This is a genomic window from Parvimonas sp. KA00067 (assembly GCF_001553085.1).
Lineage (GTDB): Bacteria > Bacillota > Clostridia > Tissierellales > Peptoniphilaceae > Parvimonas > Parvimonas parva.
The window spans coordinates 60,928-82,674 of the sequence record NZ_KQ960150.1; the positions used below are offsets into that span (position 1 = coordinate 60,928).

The 21,747-nt window shown below is 29.3% G+C and carries 19 protein-coding genes; 2 read left to right on the forward strand and 17 right to left on the reverse strand.

Translation table 11 applies throughout. The features are described from left to right. Nucleotides 1-205: 205 nt before the first annotated feature. Nucleotides 206-841, reverse strand: a complete 636-nt coding sequence (locus HMPREF3181_RS04860) for an L-2-amino-thiazoline-4-carboxylic acid hydrolase (protein WP_068473814.1) — start codon at nucleotides 839-841, stop codon at nucleotides 206-208. A gap of 122 nt (nucleotides 842-963) precedes the next feature. Continuing rightward, nucleotides 964-1,077 (reverse strand): hypothetical protein, encoded by a 114-nt coding sequence (locus HMPREF3181_RS08125; protein WP_082713917.1) that lies wholly within the window; start codon nucleotides 1,075-1,077, stop codon nucleotides 964-966. Between the two features lie 222 nt (nucleotides 1,078-1,299). Between HMPREF3181_RS08125 and HMPREF3181_RS04865 the strand changes: the two genes are divergently transcribed. Further along, complete coding sequence (locus tag HMPREF3181_RS04865) at nucleotides 1,300-2,052, forward strand: exodeoxyribonuclease III (RefSeq protein WP_068473817.1); 753 nt, start codon at nucleotides 1,300-1,302, stop codon at nucleotides 2,050-2,052. Between the two features lie 37 nt (nucleotides 2,053-2,089). On the opposite strand, the gene HMPREF3181_RS04870 is transcribed toward HMPREF3181_RS04865, so the two are convergent. From HMPREF3181_RS04870 to HMPREF3181_RS04940, 15 genes are all read right to left on the reverse strand, one after another. Next, nucleotides 2,090-3,592, reverse strand: coding sequence for a bifunctional metallophosphatase/5'-nucleotidase (locus tag HMPREF3181_RS04870; protein WP_068473820.1), 1,503 nt, complete (start codon nucleotides 3,590-3,592; stop codon nucleotides 2,090-2,092). Then, a complete protein-coding gene (gene phnE / locus HMPREF3181_RS04875; protein ID WP_068473823.1) occupies nucleotides 3,592-4,407 on the reverse strand; it encodes a phosphonate ABC transporter, permease protein PhnE in 816 nt (271 codons plus the stop codon). Before phnE (HMPREF3181_RS04875) ends, HMPREF3181_RS04870 begins: the two co-directional genes overlap by 1 nt. Before the next feature lie 5 nt (nucleotides 4,408-4,412). Then, the gene (phnE, locus tag HMPREF3181_RS04880; RefSeq protein ID WP_068473826.1) at nucleotides 4,413-5,234 is read right to left on the reverse strand and encodes a phosphonate ABC transporter, permease protein PhnE; all 822 of its coding nucleotides are present in this window, start codon (nucleotides 5,232-5,234) and stop codon (nucleotides 4,413-4,415) included. A 1-nt stretch (nucleotide 5,235) separates the two neighbouring features. Then, the gene (gene phnC / locus HMPREF3181_RS04885; protein WP_068473829.1) at nucleotides 5,236-5,991 is read right to left on the reverse strand and encodes a phosphonate ABC transporter ATP-binding protein; all 756 of its coding nucleotides are present in this window, start codon (nucleotides 5,989-5,991) and stop codon (nucleotides 5,236-5,238) included. A 78-nt stretch (nucleotides 5,992-6,069) separates the two neighbouring features. Further along, the gene (locus tag HMPREF3181_RS04890; RefSeq protein WP_068473831.1) at nucleotides 6,070-7,122 is read right to left on the reverse strand and encodes a phosphate/phosphite/phosphonate ABC transporter substrate-binding protein; all 1,053 of its coding nucleotides are present in this window, start codon (nucleotides 7,120-7,122) and stop codon (nucleotides 6,070-6,072) included. Nucleotides 7,123-7,363: 241 nt separating this feature from the next. Further along, a complete protein-coding gene (locus HMPREF3181_RS04895; RefSeq protein WP_068473835.1) occupies nucleotides 7,364-8,005 on the reverse strand; it encodes a ComF family protein in 642 nt (213 codons plus the stop codon). Further along, the gene (locus HMPREF3181_RS04900) at nucleotides 8,005-10,224 is read right to left on the reverse strand and encodes an SF1B family DNA helicase RecD2 (protein WP_068473840.1); all 2,220 of its coding nucleotides are present in this window, start codon (nucleotides 10,222-10,224) and stop codon (nucleotides 8,005-8,007) included. Before HMPREF3181_RS04900 ends, HMPREF3181_RS04895 begins: the two co-directional genes overlap by 1 nt. Before the next feature lie 51 nt (nucleotides 10,225-10,275). Further along, nucleotides 10,276-11,538, reverse strand: coding sequence for a UDP-N-acetylglucosamine 1-carboxyvinyltransferase (gene murA / locus HMPREF3181_RS04905; RefSeq protein WP_068473843.1), 1,263 nt, complete (start codon nucleotides 11,536-11,538; stop codon nucleotides 10,276-10,278). A 211-nt stretch (nucleotides 11,539-11,749) separates the two neighbouring features. Beyond that, a complete protein-coding gene (gene typA, locus HMPREF3181_RS04910) occupies nucleotides 11,750-13,579 on the reverse strand; it encodes a translational GTPase TypA (protein ID WP_068473846.1) in 1,830 nt (609 codons plus the stop codon). A 139-nt stretch (nucleotides 13,580-13,718) separates the two neighbouring features. Continuing rightward, nucleotides 13,719-14,222, reverse strand: coding sequence for a GNAT family N-acetyltransferase (locus HMPREF3181_RS04915; RefSeq protein WP_068473849.1), 504 nt, complete (start codon nucleotides 14,220-14,222; stop codon nucleotides 13,719-13,721). Nucleotides 14,223-14,244: 22 nt separating this feature from the next. Next, on the reverse strand, nucleotides 14,245-15,165 hold the full coding sequence (locus HMPREF3181_RS04920) for a lipoate--protein ligase family protein (protein WP_068473852.1): 921 nt from the start codon (nucleotides 15,163-15,165) through the stop codon (nucleotides 14,245-14,247). A gap of 102 nt (nucleotides 15,166-15,267) precedes the next feature. Continuing rightward, the gene (gene lpdA, locus HMPREF3181_RS04925; protein WP_068473855.1) at nucleotides 15,268-16,983 is read right to left on the reverse strand and encodes a dihydrolipoyl dehydrogenase; all 1,716 of its coding nucleotides are present in this window, start codon (nucleotides 16,981-16,983) and stop codon (nucleotides 15,268-15,270) included. A 15-nt stretch (nucleotides 16,984-16,998) separates the two neighbouring features. Further along, nucleotides 16,999-18,036 (reverse strand): dihydrolipoamide acetyltransferase, encoded by a 1,038-nt coding sequence (locus HMPREF3181_RS04930; RefSeq protein WP_068473858.1) that lies wholly within the window; start codon nucleotides 18,034-18,036, stop codon nucleotides 16,999-17,001. A gap of 9 nt (nucleotides 18,037-18,045) precedes the next feature. Then, nucleotides 18,046-19,035 (reverse strand): alpha-ketoacid dehydrogenase subunit beta, encoded by a 990-nt coding sequence (locus tag HMPREF3181_RS04935; protein ID WP_068473861.1) that lies wholly within the window; start codon nucleotides 19,033-19,035, stop codon nucleotides 18,046-18,048. A gap of 24 nt (nucleotides 19,036-19,059) precedes the next feature. Continuing rightward, complete coding sequence (locus tag HMPREF3181_RS04940) at nucleotides 19,060-20,034, reverse strand: thiamine pyrophosphate-dependent dehydrogenase E1 component subunit alpha (RefSeq protein WP_197415924.1); 975 nt, start codon at nucleotides 20,032-20,034, stop codon at nucleotides 19,060-19,062. A 250-nt stretch (nucleotides 20,035-20,284) separates the two neighbouring features. On the opposite strand from HMPREF3181_RS04940, the gene HMPREF3181_RS04945 reads away from it, so the two are divergent. After that, complete coding sequence (locus tag HMPREF3181_RS04945; protein WP_068473866.1) at nucleotides 20,285-21,724, forward strand: ABC transporter substrate-binding protein; 1,440 nt, start codon at nucleotides 20,285-20,287, stop codon at nucleotides 21,722-21,724. Nucleotides 21,725-21,747: the final 23 nt, after the last annotated feature.

The window sequence follows — 21,747 nt, forward strand, 5'->3', positions numbered from 1 at the left end:
ATCGTATTTATCTTTTTCTCTTGTTTTGTCATTTGTTTCGGAGCTGTTTTCTGGATAGCCTTTGGATAGGAATCAAAAAACAATCTTGGATTTATTAGTACCAAACTAGCCACTATTCCATTAAAAATAGCTGCTATTGCAATTCCGTCAAGAATTGCTCGTATGAAATCCATAAAATCAACCTCCTTCATATAATCCTAATTTTTCACATCGGATTCTTAGTCTTATCTCCAACAATCCAGTAATCACATATTTCTCCCCCGGATGCTAATGTCTGTTTTCTATGAAGAACTGCTTTCCTTTTCTCAAATACAATGTGGTCAATATCACAGCACAAAGGCAATAAATCAAGATAACCATTTTCTCTAGCAAATTTTTCCATAGGACACCTTGTAAAGTGATAATAGAAGCCATCCTTATGAAGATTTTTATCAAAATTAAAATCCCATGTATTATTCTTATATTTCTGATGTTTATCTGCCCATTCTCTCATTTTATACATTTGTCCGGCAAATTTTTCCATATCTTTAGGATTATTTAAATCAAATCTACTTATAGCTTTGTTAATTAATTTATTATTTAAAAATTCAACGATTACTTCTTTAAAATCATCTATCTTAAAATCGCCCGCTCTGCATACAGCCATAAATACATAGCCTAAGTAAATATTACCTGACATAGGATTATTCGCACCAATATCTTCGGTCTTTTCAATCATTTGTTTATATAGACTACGTGCCTTTTTTAAGCTTTCCATAGTTTTATTCTTGCCAAATTTTCTAACCATTGGTCTTTTCAAAAATAAACTCATTAAATTAAAATACATACCTTTATATTTCACTAAAATCGCCCCACTAATTTTTCTACAAGTTTAGATTCATATTTTTTTCAAAAATTATTACACCAACCAGACATCTAACAGCCAAAAGTTAGCCAAAATTAACTAATGATATTATAGCATTTTTAAGGCTTTTTTTCTACTCGCTCGCTACTATTTCCATTAGAATGTATTACCTTAAACAGCTTATCTTGAAATGTTTCCTTACTCTTTTTATCAAAATATATCTCTGTTACAATAGTTAATTATAAACTCTTTTTTTCAACAAAAAAACAATTTAATTTCACCATAGTTACTTCTGTTTGATTATAAAAATGGAACTATGGTATAATTAAATTCACATTAATTCAGTATAAAAAATAATTTAATTTCACCATAGTTACTTCTGTTTGATTATAAAAATGGAACTATGGTATAATTAATAAGTAAGTAATTAAACAAAATAAATATGAGGTGATTAAATGAGATTTGTTTCTTGGAATGTAAATGGGCTTAGAGCTTGTATTAAAAAAGGATTTTTAGATTATTTTAACGATATTAATGTAGATTTTTTCTGTTTACAAGAAATTAAAATGAGTGAAGGACAACTTGACCTTGAACTTGATGGATATGAAACTTTTTATAATTATGCACAAAGAAAGGGATATAGTGGAACTGCTATTTTCACTAAACACAAACCTTTAAGTGTAAAGTATGGAATGGGAATTGAAGAACACGACAATGAAGGCAGACTTATAACTTTAGAATATGATGATTTCTTTTTAGTAACTTGCTATACTCCAAATTCAAAGCAAGAACTTTTAAGACTTGATTACAGAATGGTTTGGGAAGATGCATTTAGAGAATATCTACATGAATTAAATAAAACTAAATCTGTAATTGTATGTGGCGACTTAAATGTTGCTCATAAGGAAATTGACCTTAAAAATCCAAAGACAAACAGAAAAAATGCCGGTTTCACAGATCAAGAAAGAGAAAAAATGTCTATTCTTTTAGATAGTGGCTTTACAGACACTTTTAGATTTTTCTATCCGGATAAAGAAAATGAATACAGTTGGTGGAGTTACTTCGGCAAATCAAGAGAAAGAAATACAGGTTGGAGAATCGACTATTTTCTAACTTCAAAAGATATGGATAACAGACTTGTAGATGCACAAATTCATCAAAGCATTTTAGGTAGCGATCATTGCCCTGTTTACTTAGAAATAAAATAAATTAAAAAAGGCTATTGCAAAACGCAATAGTCTTTTTCTATTCAACAATTTTTAATTTTATATTGTTTTTGTCTTCAACTTCAACATAATTATTTTCTTTTACATAATCAATCAAAACTTCAGCAATATCTCTTGTATCTTCTTTTAAAGTTTTAAGCTCAGGAAAAAAAGAAAAATTTCCACCACCTGTTGCTCTATAATTATTCAATACAAGTTTATATTTTTTGTCTAAAATTAACTCTTCTCCATCTACTTTTACATCTGTTACGAAATTTGTACCATTTTTTGAAATGTTCATTGTATATTCTATTCCGTCAAGCATGTCGTAATTATACATTTCTCTTTTAGGATATAAAAATTTAGGATTTATATCAATTTCATTATCTTTAACAATCCAGTATGTCGATAATTGTGTTAAATAGTCTAAAATATTTTGTCCACTCATTTCTTTTAGAACTAATGTATTTGGGAATGGATAATTTAAAATTATATCTCTATATCTTAATTTTTTACCAAAACCGGGCATTACTTCAAAAAGACAACAAGCAGAAATATCTGCACCCATAGTTTCTTTTTGAATTTTGTTTATAAAAGTTGTAATTGAATGTTTTTCAAGTTGTGCTTTTTTTATATCGGAAATATACATTTCTTTGTTACAACTTCCAATTTCAATATCTAACCATTTTTCCGTTTCATTTAAAATCTCTTTAAATTTTTCTTCCACTTCAGTATCTATTTCATATCCTGAAATGTCTTTTATATTTACAGAAATTTTATCGTCAAACACAATTTCCATACAAGTTGAACAACCGTCTGCACATTGTATTACGAGTGTATCTTTTATCTTACCTGTTAGAGTCCTATGTTGATGTCCTGTAACTAAAACATCTATTCCGGAAATTTTATCACAAATCTCATAGCCGACATTTTCTCCTGTCAAGTTTTCAGTAGGATTTCCACTTTCTAAATCTCTTTCAAAGCCCCCATGATAAAATACAACTACATAGTCAACCTTATCTCTAACATATTCAACAGAATTTTTTACAGTTTCAAAAACATTTAAAACCTCTAAATTTTCTAAATTTTTAGGATTTTCCCAATGGTCAATATAATCAGTCACAACTCCAATTAATGCAACTTTTTTATTATCTATTTCAACTATATCTGTTCTTCCAAGATTTTCATTTTTATATTTTACATTGCAAGTAATACATTTTGCATTATTTTCTTCAACATAATTATATAAAAATTCATTTCCATAATTAAAATCGTGATTTCCTATATTTATATAATCACATTTCAAACGGTTAAGAGCTTTTGCAACAATATTTTTTTTAACATTTGAATTAGCATAAGTTACTAGAGGAGTCCCTTGATTAATATCACCATTATCAACGTAAATTACTTTTCCTTTTTTTCTTTCTTCTTTTAAAAAGCTCGAAAATCTGGAAAGTCCTTTACTTGCAATACTTGAGTTTACAAAGTTATATGCTAATAAATTTCCATGAACATCTGTTGTTGATAAAATTTTAAAAGCCATTAATATCCCCTCGCTAATTTTCTTCTAACTTTGTTTGAAAATACTTCTATAATTAAAACTAAAACTATAATTCCAACTAAAATAGATCCAACTTCATTCCAACGATAATTATTCATCGCAAATATAAGTGGCGCACCAATACCACCTGCTCCAACAAGACCAAGTACAGATGCATCTCTTAAATTCATATCAAATCTGTAAATTACAATTGAGATTAATTTTGAGTAAAGTTGTGGTAAAATTCCATATCTTATTTGCTCAATCTTTGTACAACCAATAGCTGAAAGTGATTCGATAATTCCAAAATCTAAATCCTCTATAACATCAATATACAATTTAGTAACCATTCCGATAGATACAACTGACATTGTAAATACTCCAGCTAACGCACCCGGACCTGTAACGCCGATAAACATAAGTCCATATATAAACGCAGGAACAGTTCTAACACACATTGTAAAAAATCTTCCAATTACAGCTACATATTTTGAAACAATTTTCTTTGCAGAAATAAACGCAAAAGGAATTGATATAATCGCACCGATTATTGTACCTAAAAATGCAATACACATTGTTTCAAAAAGCAAGTAAATTACACCTTTATTATCAAGTCTAAAAAGAAATTCCATATCCGGATGCAAAATACCATTTATAATATTTTTTGCAATACTCATAGAGTCCTTAACATCATCACCCTTTTTGATAGACATTGCAGACCAAACTAAAAGTCCTAAAACAATCACAATAACTGCTATGATATAAGTATATGATTTTGGTTCTTTATTTAATTTTTCTTCTACTTTTAAATTCTTCATACCAATTACTCCAATCTTCCTCTAAAATGTTCACTTATAATTTCAATTACAAAAACAGTTACAAGTAATAAAAATACTATGGTACCAACTTTTGAATATTCTCTCCAGCCAAGTTTTTCATTTAAAATCATTCCAATACCACCTGCTCCAACATAACCTAAAATTGCAGCGTATCTTACATTTCCTTCAAAGTTAAACAAAGCAGTAGAAATATATGAAGGTAATACAACTGGAAGTATCGCATATCTAAAAGCATAAAATTTTGTAAATCCCATTGATTCCATACATTCAAAAGCTCCCATATCAACAGTTTCTATTGATTCGTAAAGTAACTTTCCAACATAAGATAATGAGAAAATAAAAATTGCAACTGTTCCGGCAAAAGTTCCAAGTCCCCATATATAAGTTGCTATTAAAGCACAAACAAGTGAAGGTAAAGTTCTTAAAATACTTAAAAATAATTTAAAAAATCCATTTACAAACTTATTTTTTGTTATATTGCTAGATGCTAAAATAGCAATAGGAAGTGATACCAAAGCTCCTAAAAATGAGCCCATTAATGACATTTTTATAGTGTCAAAAAGAGGAGTTAAAACCTCTCCACTATAGCTAAAGTCCGGCGGAATCATTCCTTTTAAAATATTAAAAAAGTTACCAAAATTTTCAAAAACTTCAAAATTAAAACCTGTAACATTTATTGAAATATACATCAACAAAATTACGATGATTGTAATTAAAGGAGTTTTTGAACGAGGTCTAAAAACTACTTTTCCATTTCCCAGAGTAATTTTTTCTTTAGGAAATATCTTATCAAATATATTTTTCATATTATTCTCCAGCTAAAAATAAATCTTTTTGGTAAATTTTGTCTAAAATTTCTTTTGTAATATCACTTGATTTTCCGTCATAAACAATTCTACCTTTATTTATTCCAACAACTCTATCACAATATTTTAAAGCTAAATCAACATCATGAATGTTAATCAAAATAGTAATTTTATTTTCTTTATTAATTTTTCTAAAATCTTCCATAACTTGATTAGAAGTTACCGGGTCAAGAGCTGCAACCGGCTCATCTGCTAAAATAATTTGTGGATTTTGTCCTAAAGCTCTGGCAAGAGCAACTCTTTGTTGTTGTCCACCTGAAAGTTGATCAACTCTAACATAAGCCTTTTCTAACATATCAACTTTATCAAGAGCCTCTAAAGACTTCATCTTACATTCCTTTGGAAATATTCCAAAAAATTTTCTAAACCCTGTTAAATCAGGTACAAATGCAGTTAAAACATTTTTTATAACGGTTGTTCTTGTAACTAAATTAAAAGATTGAAAAATCATACCAATTTTTCTTCTAAATTTTCTAATTTCTGAACCACTTAATTTTTTTACATCGACATCATTTACAATTAATTCTCCTGACGTAATTTCATGCATCTTATTGACACATCTGATTAATGTAGATTTTCCTGAACCGGAAAGCCCTATAATCGCAACAAATTCTCCTTGTTCAATCTTTAAATCTACATCTACTAAACCCTTAGTTCCGTTAGGATAAACCTTGCTAACTTTTTTAAATTCTATCATAATTTTCTCCATATAATTTGTTAAAAAAGGGAGAGATTTCTCTCTCCCTAACTCTCACACAATTTAATTAATTCAACATTATTTTAATTTTTTTACAATTTCTTGAGCTTTAGCTTCATTATCATAATCAGCATCTTTTGCCGGTTGATAACCTTCATGACTATAAACAGCTATAACTTTTTTACCTTCTTCTGTTTTAGCAATTTCAATCAATGCTTTTTCTAAAGCTTTTTTAAATTCAGGCGTTACATTTTTAGATTTTTTAGAAACACTTACTGTATCATTATAGATAGCAGGTGTTACACCTATAAGATTTGTTTCATCCCAAATAGATGCTTTTCTTCCATAAGTTTCATTCCATTTCTTTTCTTGGTCAAGTCTGGCGTCAGCGTATGTACAAAGCACATCTACTTGTCCTGAAGCAAGTCTAGCGAATGCAGAACCATAAGAATCACTTAAAATTGCATTGTTTCCTAAATCTTTAATTGTCTTTCCAAAAGTTTCATTTAACCAAAGAGTTGGATAAATATAACCTGCAGGTGAAGTTGGATTCATAACACTCCATTTTAAATCTTTAACATCTTCCCATGCTAACTTTTCTCCGGCATTTACTTTCTTAGCGATAGCTTGACCTTTTTCAGATGGTCCGGCAATCATTAATGCTCTATAAGAAGTAACTTGATTATCAGTTTTCTTTGTTGGTTTTTGTTCATTCCAAACCTTAGCAGAATCATCATTTACTGAAAGCCCTTTTCTAGTTGCAGTCAAAAGAACTTCTGCCCCATCTCTATATAAAACATAAGTTCCGGCTGGAATAAATCCAATATCCAAAGTTCCGGCATTAAGTCCTTCCCCTACTGCCTCAAAACTTGTTCCAACTGTTATATCAACATTCTTAACGTCAAATCCTTCTTTTGATAATTGATCCTTCAATAATTTTTTTAAAGGTTCAGTTGCAGTAACTATCTCTGATGGTTCTCTTGAAGGTACAAAACCGATTGAAATCTTTTCAATAGCAGTTTTTCCATCAGAAGATTTTTTTGCTTCTTTTTTAGAGCCACAGCCCACAAGAAGTCCGGCACTTAAAACAAGCGCTAAAGATGAAATTAAAATTTTCTTAAATAGTTTCATAATTCCCCCTGTATATTAGTGAAATATAAATTGTATGATTTACCCTTATATTATATCATTTCGAACAAGTGTTTACAATTACAAATATGACTTCTATTCAATTTTTTTGATATTTTTTTATTAAAAAATTTACAATTATACTTATACTATATAATAAATCGAAAAAATTTATAAAATTTAATCAACAAAAAAGCGAGTAAAACAAACTCGCTTATATCATAACATCAATATTAATTAATAACTAAAAAACGCCACACAGACAAACAACCCAAACAAAATTACAATTTGCTTTTCTTAATTCTTTATAACATTCGTTAACTGTTGCCCCACTTGTATGTATGTCGTCAACTAATAGAATATTTTTTCCGGTTAAATCTCCTTCGACTGAAAAAGAATTTTTCAAATTTACACTTCTTTCTTCTAATGATAAAAAATGTTGTGATTTTGTATTTTTTACTTTGTGTAAATCATCAAACAATGGTATTTTTGAATATTTTGATATTTCTTCAGCCAAAAGCTTTGAATGATTATATCCTCTTAATTTTAATTTTTTCTTGCTTGACGGAACATAGGCAATGTAATCCATTTTTTCAAGCAAAGTTTTATCTAAGTTTTCAAACATCAATTCACCAAAAGGATTTTTAAGATAAACTCCATTTTCAAACTTAAATTCCTTTATTTTTTCTTTAATTATTCCAGAATAGTAAAATAAAATATCTTTTTTAAAAATTTCTTCTCCATAATCATTAAAAATCTCTTTGTCATATCTTCTAATTTCAGATATACATTCTTCACATAGATATGAGTTTTTAATCACATTTTCTTTACAGAAAAAGCAATAATCTTCATTATAAAAAAATGTTTTAAAAAATTTTCTAAGCATTACAACAATTCCTCTACAAGTCCAAAAAAGTGTTTAATTCTATTTTCTAAATTTGAATATCTACTGTTTATCGTATTGTTTTGAATCATATTGTTCATAACATTTTTATCTCCAACCAAAACAATATTTTCTTTAGCTCTAGTTATTGCAGTATATAATAAATTTCTGGTTTGAAGTAATCTATATCCATCAAACATAGGAATGATTACAGCTTTAAACTCAGAACCTTGCGACTTATGTATAGTTATCGCATAGGCAAGTTCTAAATTATCCAAATCTTCCAAACTATATTCAATTTCTCTTTTATCGTCCATTTCAACCGTAACTTTTTTACTAGATTTATCTATAAAAATTATATGTCCCATATCTCCGTTATAAACTCCAAAAGCCTCTTCTCCGTCGGAGTCCAAAAAAGAAAGATTGTAATTGTTCTTAGTCTGCATAACTTTATCATTTACACGAAAAATTTTATTTCCAACCAAAAGCTCATCACTTGTTTCAGTTTTTGGATTTAAAATATCCTGTAATAACCTATTCAACTCCATAACTCCGCAGATACCTTTTCTGCTTTGAGTTAAAATCTGAATATCTTTAGAAAAATTATAACCATAAGCCTTTGGAAGTCTTTTACTTATCAAATCCACAACTATATTTCTAGTTCGCATCGGACTTTCGGTTTTTAAAAAGAAAAAATCACTATTTTTTTCATTTAAAATCGGTTCTTGTCCGTTATTTATTTTATGTGCATTAACTATTATATTGCTATTTTCAGACTGTCTAAAAATATCAACTAACTTTGTATATTTTATTTTTTCTGAATTTATCAAATCCCTTAAAACATTACCAGAACCAACACTTGGCAACTGGTCAACATCTCCAACTATAATTAACTTTGTACTGTCCTTTATTCCTCTTAGAAGTTTTTCAAAAAGTACGATATCAACCATACTCATTTCGTCAATTATGATTAAATCCGTATCTAAAGGATTATCTTCGTTGTATTCAAAATGTCCAATATCATCATAACTACTTGGAATATATCCTAACATTCTGTGAATTGTTTTCGCCTCAAAACCTGTCGTTTCTTCAATTCTTTTAGACGCTCTTCCGGTAGGAGCACAAAGAGATATATTATATCCATTATTCATAAATATTTTTGCTATTGTATTTATTATTGTAGTCTTTCCGGTACCGGGTCCTCCGGTTATTATTGTAACATTTTCTTCAAAACAAGATTTTATTGCATCAATTTGAATTTTTGATAGTTTTATGGATAAATCTTTTAAAGATTTTTTTATTTCACTATCAACATCAAATAAAATTTCCATATCTTCATTTAAAGCCGTTTTTGCAAGTTTACTTGCAACATAACTTTCCGAAACATAAAGATAATCTAAATAAATATTTGTTTCTTCAAAAGAATTATCAATAACAATATCAGAAGATAAGAGTAAGTTCATATAAACAGGCTCAATAAGGTCTGTTTCAACATTAATCAACTTAGACACTTCAAGAGTAAGTTTATCTTTCGGATAATAAACATGACCGAAATTAATAGCTTTTTGAGTTAAAACATAAAGTATCGCCGATTCAATTCTGTATGGACTATTTTTATCCAAATTGTTTTTCAAAGCAATCTCATCAGCTTTCAAAAATCCAATTCCCTTTACATTCTTAATCAGCTTATACGGATTTTCATTAATAATTTCTAAAGTATTTTCTCTAAAGATGCTATAAATTTTTTTGGATAAACTAAGGCTTATCCCAAGTCCACTAAGATGAAATAAAATATTTTTACTAAATCTTAATTCTTCAACGGATTTTTTTATTTTTTCGATACTTTTCTTTCCGATTCCTCTAACTTCAATCAATCTATCAGTTTCATCAAAGACAATATCCAAACTCTTCTTTCCAAATTCTTCAACTATAAATCTTGCATTCTTTGGACCAATCGTTGAAATAATACCACTAGCTAAATATCTTTCAATCTCAGCAACAGAGCTTGGAAGTTTCTTTTCGTAAGAAGACATATTTAATTGTTCGCCATATTTATTATCGTATGTAAATTCTCCCTCTATTTCTAAAGTTTCTCCAACGTTAATTGAATCAAAAATACCTACAATTTTCAATTCTCCATCAGTTGTATTCAAGTCAAAAACGGAATATCCATTTTCTTCATTTACATATCTAACCTTTATAACTTCTCCTGTTACTTTCATAACTTCTCCTGCATACAAATTTAGGAAACTACAAGTAGTTTCCTAAAAAAATTAATCTTCTATTCTTTCAATATTCGCACCTAAAGACTTCATTTTGCCAACAAAATCATTATATCCTCTATCTATATGATAGATATTTCCGATTGTTGTTGTACCATCTGCAACAAGTCCTGCTAACACTAAAGCAGCTCCTGCTCTTAAATCAGTTGCTTTCACTTCAGCACCAACAAGTTGTCTAACACCGGCAATTCTTGCCTCTTTACCACTTGTAGCAATGATTGCACCCATTTTATTAAGTTCTTCAACATGCATAAATCTATTTTCAAAAACTGTTTCTGTAACTTTTGCTTGGTCTTCACAAACACATAAATAAGCCATAAATTGTGCTTGAACATCTGTTGGAAAACCGGGATAAGGTAAAGTTTTTATATCTGTTCCTTTAATCTTATCAGCACCCTTTACAAAAATTGAATCTTCATCTTCATTTACAACAACATAAGCACCAGTTTCTTTAAGTTTTGCAATAACCGGTTTAATATGACTTGAAATACAATTTTGAACAACAACTTTTCCACCTGTAATTGCAGCAGCTATCATAAATGTAGAAGCTTCAATTCTATCAGGGATAATTGTATGAACAGTACCTTTTAACTTTTCAACTCCAACAATTCTAATCGTAGAAGTTCCGGCACCTGTAATCTTAGCTCCCATTTTATTTAAAAAGTTGCCTAAATCTACAATTTCAGGTTCTTTTGCTGCATTTTCAATTATAGTTTCGCCTTTAGCCAAAGTTGCAGCCATCATTATATTTTGAGTCGCACCAACTGAAGGAAAATCTAAATAAATAGTATCTCCATAAAGTTTTTCACATCTTGCTGAAATCTTATCAGGTTCTTCATCGATTAATGCTCCTAAAATTTTAAATCCTTTTAAGTGCAAGTCAATAGGACGTGAACCTATTGCACAGCCACCAGGTAAAAACGCCTCTGCTCTTCCAAATCTTGCAAGTAATGGACCCATAACTAAAAATGACGCTCTCATTTTTTCCATTAGATCTCTATCAGTTACAAATGAATTTATATGACTGGAATCTATTGAAACTCTATTTTCAGATAAAAATTCAACTTTTGCTCCCAAACTTTCTAAAACTTTTAAAATTATTTTTACATCTACCAAATTAGGAACATCTTCTAAAATTATCGGCTCAGTTCCCAATAATGACGCAGCTATAATAGGAAGTGCTGCATTCTTCGCTCCATCTATCTTAACAGTACCTTCTAAAGGTCCACTCTTTTTTACTAATATCTTAGGCAAACAAATCCCTCCAAAATATTTTTTTATTACAATTTCATTAATTAAATTATTTTCTAATATTTATATTACTGTAAATTTAATTATATCACATTTTTCAATTTAGAAAAATTTTTATAAGGTTAAATATGATGAAATTAAATTATCTTTTAACATCTACACTAGTGTAAATTTAATTATATCACATTTTCTGATTTTATGGTATATTTTCAAATTATTTATTGTTTTTCTTGGACTTATATCTTAATTGTGAATCTAATATCTTCTTTCTCATTCTTAAACTCTTAGGTGTAATTTCGATATATTCATCACTTTCGATAAATTCCAACATTTCTTCCAAACTCATAATTTTTGGAGGACTAAGTTTTAAAGCATCGTCTGATGCTGAAGACCTAATATTTGTTTGTTGTTTTTTCTTACAAACATTAACTTCAATATCAAGACCTTTTGCATTAGAACCTACAACCATTCCTTCATACACTTCTGCCTGTGGAGAAATAAATAATATTCCTCTTTCTTGTGCAGCGTTTAATCCATAAGCAGTAGCAACGCCTGTTTCAAAACAAATTAATGAACCGACATTTCTCTTTGGAATTTCTCCTTTAAATGGTTCATAAGCCTTAAACTCAGTATTTAAAGTTCCACTTCCTCTAGTATCAGTTAAAAATTCTGAACGGTATCCAATAAGACCTCTTGCAGGAATATTAAATATAAGTCTAGTATAACCTGCTTGTGATGGATTCATATCAATTAAGTCCGCTTTTCTTTGTCCTAATTTTTCTATGATTGAGCCTACAAACTCTTGGTCAACGTCAATTGTTACAGTTTCTATCGGCTCTAACAATTTACCATTTTCATCTTTTTTATATAATACTTCTGGTTTAGAAACTTGGAATTCATATCCCTCTCTTCTCATATTTTCGATTAAAACAGAAAGATGCAATTCACCTCTACCTGAAACTCTAAAACTATCTGTTGAATCTGTGTCTTCAACTCTTAAACTTACATCTGTTTCAAGTTCTTTATATAATCTTGCACGAATTTGCCTACTTGTAACAAATTTTCCTTCCTTACCTGCAAAAGGAGAATTATTTACTATAAAGTTCATTGCAAGAGTTGGTTCAGAAATCTTTACAAAAGGAACAGGAGTAACATCATCTAAAGAACACAAAGTATCTCCAATGCTAATTCCTTCAACGCCGGTTACGGCAATAATATTTCCTACTGATGAACTTTCAATTTCTTTTCTTGATAAATTTTCAAATTCATAAATCTTAGTTATCTTTATTTTTTTATTTACGCTACTGTCATTATAGTTTACAATAACTGCATCATCACCAAGTTTAACACTACCACTTTCAATTTTACCAATACCTATTCTACCAACATATTCGCTATAATCTGTTGTTGAAATAAGTAGTTTAAAAGGTGCATTTTCATCTCCCTTTGGAGCAGGAACATAATCCACGATAACATCTAAAAGAGTTTTCATATCCTCAGTTTTTTCGTTGAAATCCATAGTTGCATAGCCGGCTCTTGCTGATGCAAAAACAAATGGACTTTCTAAATATTCCTCTGATGCCTCAAGTTGAATAAATAAATCTAAAACTTCATCAACAACTTCTTCACATCTAGCCTCAGGTCTATCAATTTTATTTATACAAATAATAGTTGGAAGTCCAAGTTCAAATGCCTTTCTCAAAACAAATTTTGTTTGTGGCATAGGTCCTTCAAAAGCATCAACAACAAGAACAACACCATTAGCCATTTTTAAAACACGTTCAACCTCTCCACCGAAGTCAGCATGTCCCGGAGTGTCAATTACATTTATCTTAACTCCCTTATAGTCAATAGCTGTATTCTTTGAAAGAATTGTAATTCCCCTTTCTCTTTCAATATCATTGGAGTCCATTACTCTCTCTTTAACATCTTGATTTTCTCTAAACGCACCACTACTCTTTAATAAACAGTCAACAAGAGTAGTCTTACCATGGTCAACGTGTGCAATAATTGCAACATTTCTTATATTTTCAATCTTTCTCATATATTTTCCTTTCTAAATTTAAAATTCAACGCATAACAATTAATTATAGCATATAAACATAAAAAAGTAAAATAAATTTAGTAATTTTTTACACAAAAAATAGCAATCCATTTTGAACTGCTATTTTAAAACTTAAATCTTAAATTTTTATTCTAGTAAAATATTGCTCTTCATTTTCGCTAAATATATATGCTCCACAGTTTAGCTGAGTTTTTAAAGAGTAAGGATTATCCTTATTTACACTCATATAAATTTCGTCTTCTTCTATTTCATCTTTTATAAGCTCGATTACTAGTTTAAGTCCTCTAGTTGCATAGCCTTTATTTCTATATTTTTTTATAATTCCATAACCGATATGCCCTGCTCCATCTCTTAAAGAGTCATTAAGTTTTTTGCGTACTTTAAAAAGTCCCACAATTTCACCATTATCCCATAGAAAATAATAATTTTGAGCAACTCTATTAGGTTTTAAGTCAATTCCCTTAGATTGTTTTTCACAAGTTGGAATTACCTCGTTTACAAAATCTTCAAATGAAACATTATAAAATTTATTCTCAAATCCATTTTCATCCTCAGGAATTGAAGTTATTGCAATATATTCTTTCTTTGCATCTTCAATATTCATCTCTTTTAAAAATAACATATAATCACCTTTTATATAAGTCTTATATTTCTTTTAGTTTTAAAATTTCCTCATCTTTTATTTCTAAAATTTCTATTTTATTTTTTATTTCTTCGTATTCAAAATAACTTCCAATAAGTTCTTCAAAACTATTTTCTGCATTTATTTCGGCAATTTTTCCATTAACTATTTCAACATTATAATCTTTTTCTTCATTTAACACAAAAGTACATTTTGGAGATTGTCCATATATCCACTCTTTTGTAGAATATTTTTCTTCTTTTATTCTATCAATATTTAAAATATCTTCTTCTGTCAATTCATAAATTTTAAAATCTTCTCTCATTTTTAAAATTTCATTTTTCAACTTTTCAATAAAATCTGAAATTTCATAATTCAAATTTGAAATATCTTTTAAATTTGCAACACTACTTCTAACAGACTTGGCGGAATTTGAAACAACTTGCTTGTGTTTTACATTCAAAGCGCCTCTTAAATCCTCTAAATTACTATTAAACAAAATACAACCATGGTGTAAAACTCTCTTCTTTCGCATAAACTGAGAATGTCCACAAATTTTATTTTCTCCAACTCTAAAATCATTTCTCGGAGAAACATAAGCATCTATATTCAAACTTAAAAGAGCATTATGCATCGGTTTTAAAAATTCTTTAAAATTTAGTTCTGTATCTCCGGTCGTATTTGTTATGTAGGTATAATTCAGATTTCCAAAATCGTGAACAACAGTTCCCCCTCCCGAAATTCTCCTTGCAATTTTTATTTTATTTTCAAAACAGTATTTCATATTTACTTCTTCAACTAAATTTTGATGCTTTCCAATAACAACGGAAGGCTCATTAATCCAAAGCATGAATATTTCATCTTCTTTAAATTTTTCAAAGATATATTCTTCCATTGCCAAGTTGAAATAGACATCTGTAATTTTATTTTTTATAAAAATCATATTTTCTCCTTAATTCCATAAATCATAAATAAACTTACAATTATTTTATCACATTCAATGAAAAAAGGATAGAATTTTTTCTATCCTTTTAAAAATAAATTTCTATTTTCTTGGTAAATGTACACTAACTCCTTCAACATCTGCGATTGCCTCGTAGATTGCTTCTGAGAATGTTGGGTGTCCGAATACCATTTTAATTGCCTCTTCAACTGTAATTTCTGATTGCATTAAAACTGAAACTTCGTTGATTAATTCACTCGCTCTAGGTCCAACGATATGTGCTCCTAAGATTTCTCCATATCTTGCATCTGAAATAATTTTAACCATTCCTGATGAATCTCCATGAGCTAATGCTCTTCCGTTTGCTCCATAGTTAAATTTACCAACTTTTACATCATATAATTTCTTAGCATCTTCTTCTGTTAATCCTACACTACCAATTTCAGGATATGTGTAAATTGCTCTTGGAATGATATTATTATTATATTTATCTGACTTTCCTTCAACGATTTCAGACGCTACAATATCTCCCATTTTAAATGCTGAATGTGCTAGAAGATTTATTCCATTTGAATCTCCCGGAGCATAAACATTCTTCATACTTGATTGCATTTTTTCATTTACAACAACATTTCCATTTGATAATTCAAGTTTTACATCTTTTAATGCAGTTAAATCAGCCTCTCTTGTTGTAACTAAAACAAGTTCTGAACTTGAAATTTCTTCTGAGCCTGCTAATACTTTTTCTCCGGAAATTTCTGTAATTTCTTTTCCAAAAATAAATTTAACTCCGGCTTTTTCTAAAGATTTAATTAAAATTGAAGAAACTTCTTTATCTATAACTTCAATAGCAAAGTCTTTCTTTTCAACAACTGTTACCTTAGTACCGAATGAATTAAAGATTTGGGCCATTTCAACTCCAATATAATCTGCACCGATTATTGTTAAAGTTTTAGGAGCTTCTTTTAAGTCTAATGCCTCATCTGTATCTATAACATTTTTAGAGTCAGAGCCTTTAATATTTTTAACACATTTTGAACCACCAGCAAAAATGATTGAACCACAAACAAGTTCTTTTCCACTTTCTAAAGTTACATTTCCATTTGCATTTATATAAGCAGTTTCTTTAAACATTTCAACTGAATTGCTCTTTAATAAGAATTCAACTCCTGCAGTAAGTTTTTTAACGATTGAATTTTTAAATTTCAATGCCTTAGCTACATCAACAGTTGCATTATCATTTTCTAAAACAATTCCTCTTTTACTTGAGGCTTTAATTCTTTCTATATCTTCAACATTTTGTAAATATGTCTTTGTAGGGATACAACCTCTATTTAAGCAAGTACCGCCAAACTTATTATTTTCAGCGATAGCAACCTTTGCTCCCTTTTGAGCAGATTTGATAGCTGAATAATAACCGGCAGGGCCTCCACCGATTACAACTACATCATATTCACCGTCTTTTAATTCTTTTTTAGTTTCTGTTTTAACCTCAACTTTTTCTTCTTTTGGAGTTTCTTTTACTTCTTCCTTAACTTCTTCTTTTACAGGTTCTGATGCACTTTCAGGAATTACATCTCCCTCATCACCGATATATGCAATAGTTGTTATAACCGGAACAATTTCTCCGTCTTGTTTTAAAATCTTTAATAAGGTTCCTGATGCCTCTGCCTCAATTTCCATATTAACTTTATCAGTCATTATTTCTAAAATTATTTCGCCAGCCTCAACCTTATCTCCTTCTTTTTTTAGCCACTTTACAATTTGGCCTTCTTCCATTTCACTACCAGCTTTTGGCATTATTATTTCTGTTAACATAATTTTCTCCTCACACTAAACTAAAATTGAAATAGGATTTTCTAAATAATTTTTCAAAGTATTTAAAAACTTTGCAGCCTCCATTCCATCAACAACTCTATGGTCAACCGTAATTGACAACTTCATAATAGGTCTTATAGCTATTTCTCCATTAAGCACAACCGGTTTATCAACAGTTGCACTAACACCTAAAATAGCACTATTTGGTTGATTGATGATTGGAGCAAATGAATCTATTCCAAACATTCCTAAATTACTAATAGTAAATGTACTATCTTCTAACTCTTCTGATTCTAATTTCATTTCAACAGCTTTTTTAGTTAAATCTTTCAATGAAATCATAAGTTCCCTTAAACTCATCTTTTCTGCATTCTTAACTACCGGAGTTAAAAGTCCATTTTCAAGACCAACAGCCATAGCAAGATTTACATATTTATGAAGTAAAATCTTAGTTCCGTCTTTTGACAAACTACAATTTACATAAGGATGTTTCATTAAACTCTTAACAGTTGCTAAAGAAATTATATCTGTAATAGTAAGTTTGTATCCAGTTTCTTCTTTTAATTGCTCCATAATATTTGCTCTTAAAGTCTTAACTTCTGTCATATCAACTTCTATATTAGCAACAAAAACCGGAGCTGTGAAATAACTTTCACTCATTCTCTTAGCAACAGTTCTTCTCATCATTGACATTGGAACTTCTGTAATTTCGCCATAAGATTTTTGAACTTCTGTAACTTCAGGTTGTAGAACTTCTATCTTAGCTTCTTGTGCAACTACATTTTCATTTCTCAAGAAATCTAAAACATCGTCTTTTAAAATTTTTCCATTAACACCGGTTCCAACAACTTTTGATAAATCTATATTTTCAACTTCTGCAATTTTCTTTGCAAGAGCTGAAACTCTAATAATTCCAAAATTTTTAAAATTTAAAACATCTTCTTTTTGTATTCTTCCCTTAGGACCTGTTCCCTTTAGTAATGATAAGTCGATATTATTTTGTTTAGATAAAAATCTTGCAACGGGAGTTGCTCTAAATTTTATATCAGACATAATTTCCTCCTATCTATTAACCGCTTTTCTAATCGCATTTTTTATATCTTCAACACTTGGAACGATAACTGCCTCCAAGTTTTTAGCAGAAGGAATATTTGTATCAGCACCTGCCACTCTATAAATTGGAGCGTCTAAGTAATCAAAAGCATCACTTTCAGCAATTCTTGCAGAAATTTCTCCACCAAATCCACCAGTCTTGAATGAATCATGGCAAAGTACAAGTCTTCCCGTTTTCTTTACAGATTCAACAATTATTTCTTCATCTAAAGGTACTAAAGTAATAGGGTCAACAACCTCAACGCTAATTCCTTCAGCTTTTAATTCTTCTGATGCTTGTAAAGCTCTTTCTAACATTCTTCCCCAAGAAACTAAAGTTACATCTTTCCCTTCAACTTTAACTTCACCTTTTCCAATCTCTACAATTTCTCCAACTTTAACTTCGCCTTTTCTTCCAAAAAGTGCTTTTGATTCGATAAAAATTACAGGATTGTTATCTCTAACAGATGCCTTTAAAATTCCATAAGCATCATTTACAGTTCCTGGTGCAACAACCTTTAAGCCAGGAATATGGCAGAACCATGATTCAAGAGCCTTACAATGTTGAGCAGCGGCTCCAGTACCTGAACCTGACGCACAACGATAAACAACCGGTAAACTAACTTCTCCACCTAACATATATCTCATTGGAGCAGCCTCATTTACTATTGCATCCATAGCGATTGTAACGAAGTCCATAAAAGTTAAATCAACGATAGGACGCATACCAACTGATGCAGCACCTGCAGCAGCGCCTGCGATAGCAGCCTCACTAATAGGACAATCTCTAACTCTTTCTTCTCCAAATTCTTCTAACATTCCAACAGTAGTTCCAAAGTCTCCACCGAAAATACCAACATCTTCTCCCATTAAAAACACATTTTCATCTCTACGCATTTCTTCAGACATTGCTTCTTTTATTGCCTCACGCAAAGTCATAATCTTTATTTCACTAGCCATAATCTTCTCCTATTTTAATAAATTTTAAGCATAATTATCTGTAAAAGCATCTTTTTCGTCAGCTAAAGGTGATTCCTTAGCAAAAGTTATTGCATCAGCAATAATTTTCTTTACATTTTCTTCCATATCGTCAAGTTCTTTTTCAGTTGCAATTTCATTTTCAATTAAATATTTTTTATATGCTACATTCGGATCTTTTTCTTTCCAAGCATCAACCTCTGCCTTATCTCTATACTTACCGGCATCTGATGCAGAGTGTCCAAACCATCTATAACTCTTTGATTCAACTAAAACAGGACCATTTCCCTCTCTTGCATATTCAATAGCCTCACTCATAGCGTCATAAACATCTAAAACATTATTTCCGTCTTCAACATAAATTGATTTTACTTTATAAGCCTCTGCTCTATCAACAACTCTTTTGGCAGTCATTGATCTTTGTTGAGACATTGAGATACCATAATTATTATTTATTACATAAAATATTAAAGGTAATTTCCAAATTGATGCCATATTTAAACATTCGTGGAAACTTCCCTCGTTAGTAGCACTTTCACCCATACAACAAACAACAACATTGCCTGTCTTTTTCATCTTTTGAGCAAGTGCAGCACCGGTACTTAAACCATGTCCACCACCAACGATACCATTACAACCCATATTATTTACTTCAAGATTATAAAGGTGCATACTACCTCCACGACCTTTACATTGTCCAGTAGCCTTTCCTAAAATTTCTGCCATCATTTTATTTATATCAATACCTTTTGCAATTGTTTGACCATGTCCTCTATGATTTGAATACATTAAATCTTCTTTTCTCATAGGATAAATAGCACCTACATTCGCAGCCTCTTCTCCAACAGAATAGTGTGTCATTCCATGAATAAAGCCTCTTGAATATAATTTACTAAGCTCCATATCAAAATGTCTTATAAGTAACATTTTGTCATACATTTCCAAAAGTTCTTTTTTTGTTAAATTTTTTGAATTATTCACAATAAACCTCCAAATTAAATATCAAAATTAATTTCTATCAATTAATATTTTGTATCAATATTTTACCTCAATTTTTTCATAAATATCAAAACTTATTCAAGTTTTTAACAAAAAATTTTCAAGTATTCAATTATAGTGATTCAAATCACGATAAATTCAAAAATTTTTATTACATTTTTGTAATTATTTTGTTTTTTTATCAAATTATGATAAAATATATCTATTAGATAAATTAATCAAGGAGAATGTTATGAAAAAATTTTTTAAATTATTTTTAATGTTAATGGCTCTTACATTAGTTGCCTGTTCAAATAATAAAAAAGAAAAAAAGGATGAAACTAAAACTTCAAACACAGAAATAACAACGGCAATAAAAAAGCAGGAATATAATCTTGACCCGAAACTTTCAAACAGTTTAAATAATGATGCTGTTGTTTCTCAACTTTTCGAAGGTCTTACAGAATATTCATCACATGGAAAAATTGCCTTAAATCAAGCTGAAAATATAGAAAAAAGTGAAGATTTTAAAAAATGGAAAATAACTTTAAGAAAAAATTTAAAATGGTCAGACGGTTCAGACATAACTGTCGAAGATTATGTTGAATCTTGGCTTAGCATTTTAAGTAGTGAAAATAAAAATCCAAATGCCTTTAAATTATTTTTTATAAAAGATGCAAAAACAATTTATGACGGAAAGGCAAAATTAAAAGAATTTAACGGAATTAAAATTTTAGATAAAAACACAATTGAAGTAAATATGGAATATCCAGTTAAAAACTTTGACGAAATACTTTCAAATGTTTTTATGTTCCCTACAAAAAAAGATACTAAAATTGAAAAAGAAAATCTTATAACTAACAGCGCTTTTAAAATCAAAAGCTATGGAGATGAAGAAATAGTTTTAGAAAAAAATGAAAATTACTGGGATAATGTAAATACGAAAGTAAAAAAAGTAACTTTAAAATTAGTCGAAAATGATATACTTGCTTATCAACTTTTTGATTTAAAACAGGTAGATTTTTTTGGACTTCCTTTTTACGAAATTCCTTATGAAAGACGTGCCGACTCAAGCAAAAAACCGGAATTTTTAAACTTTAAAACAAATATTTTTGAATTTTTAAGTTTAGATACAAAAAATGAAATTCTAAAAAATGAAACATTAAGAAAAGATTTAGAAACTGTAATAGATTCAAAATTTATTGCTGAATTTGTATTGTATAATAACTCAACACCTTTAATTGCAAAAGAACAATTACTTTCAGAAAAACTAGCAAAATTGAAAGAAGAAGTAGAAGGAATTATAAACTCTTCAAAATTACAAGAAAAAATAATAACATTAAAATATAATGGAACAAAATTATCTGAAAGAGTTTTAGCCTCTCTTTCAAAAGAGTGGATTGACAAATACAAAATAAAAGTTAGTATAAAAAATGAAGGAGAAAGTGCAGTTACTCATTCAACATTTAACATTGGAACAACTGATGAAACAGATATAAAATACTATATAAATCATTATTACCAAAATGATGATTTTTCAAAAATGTATGAATCAGTTGAGGACTTACAAAAAGAAAATTTCATTTTTCCACTATATAAACGTTCATTTTCCGTTTTAGTTCACAATAATATACAAGGACTTTATGTAAGCCCAAACGGAACATTACTGATAAAAAATTTATTAAAACAATAATTTTTACATTAAACAAAATTATG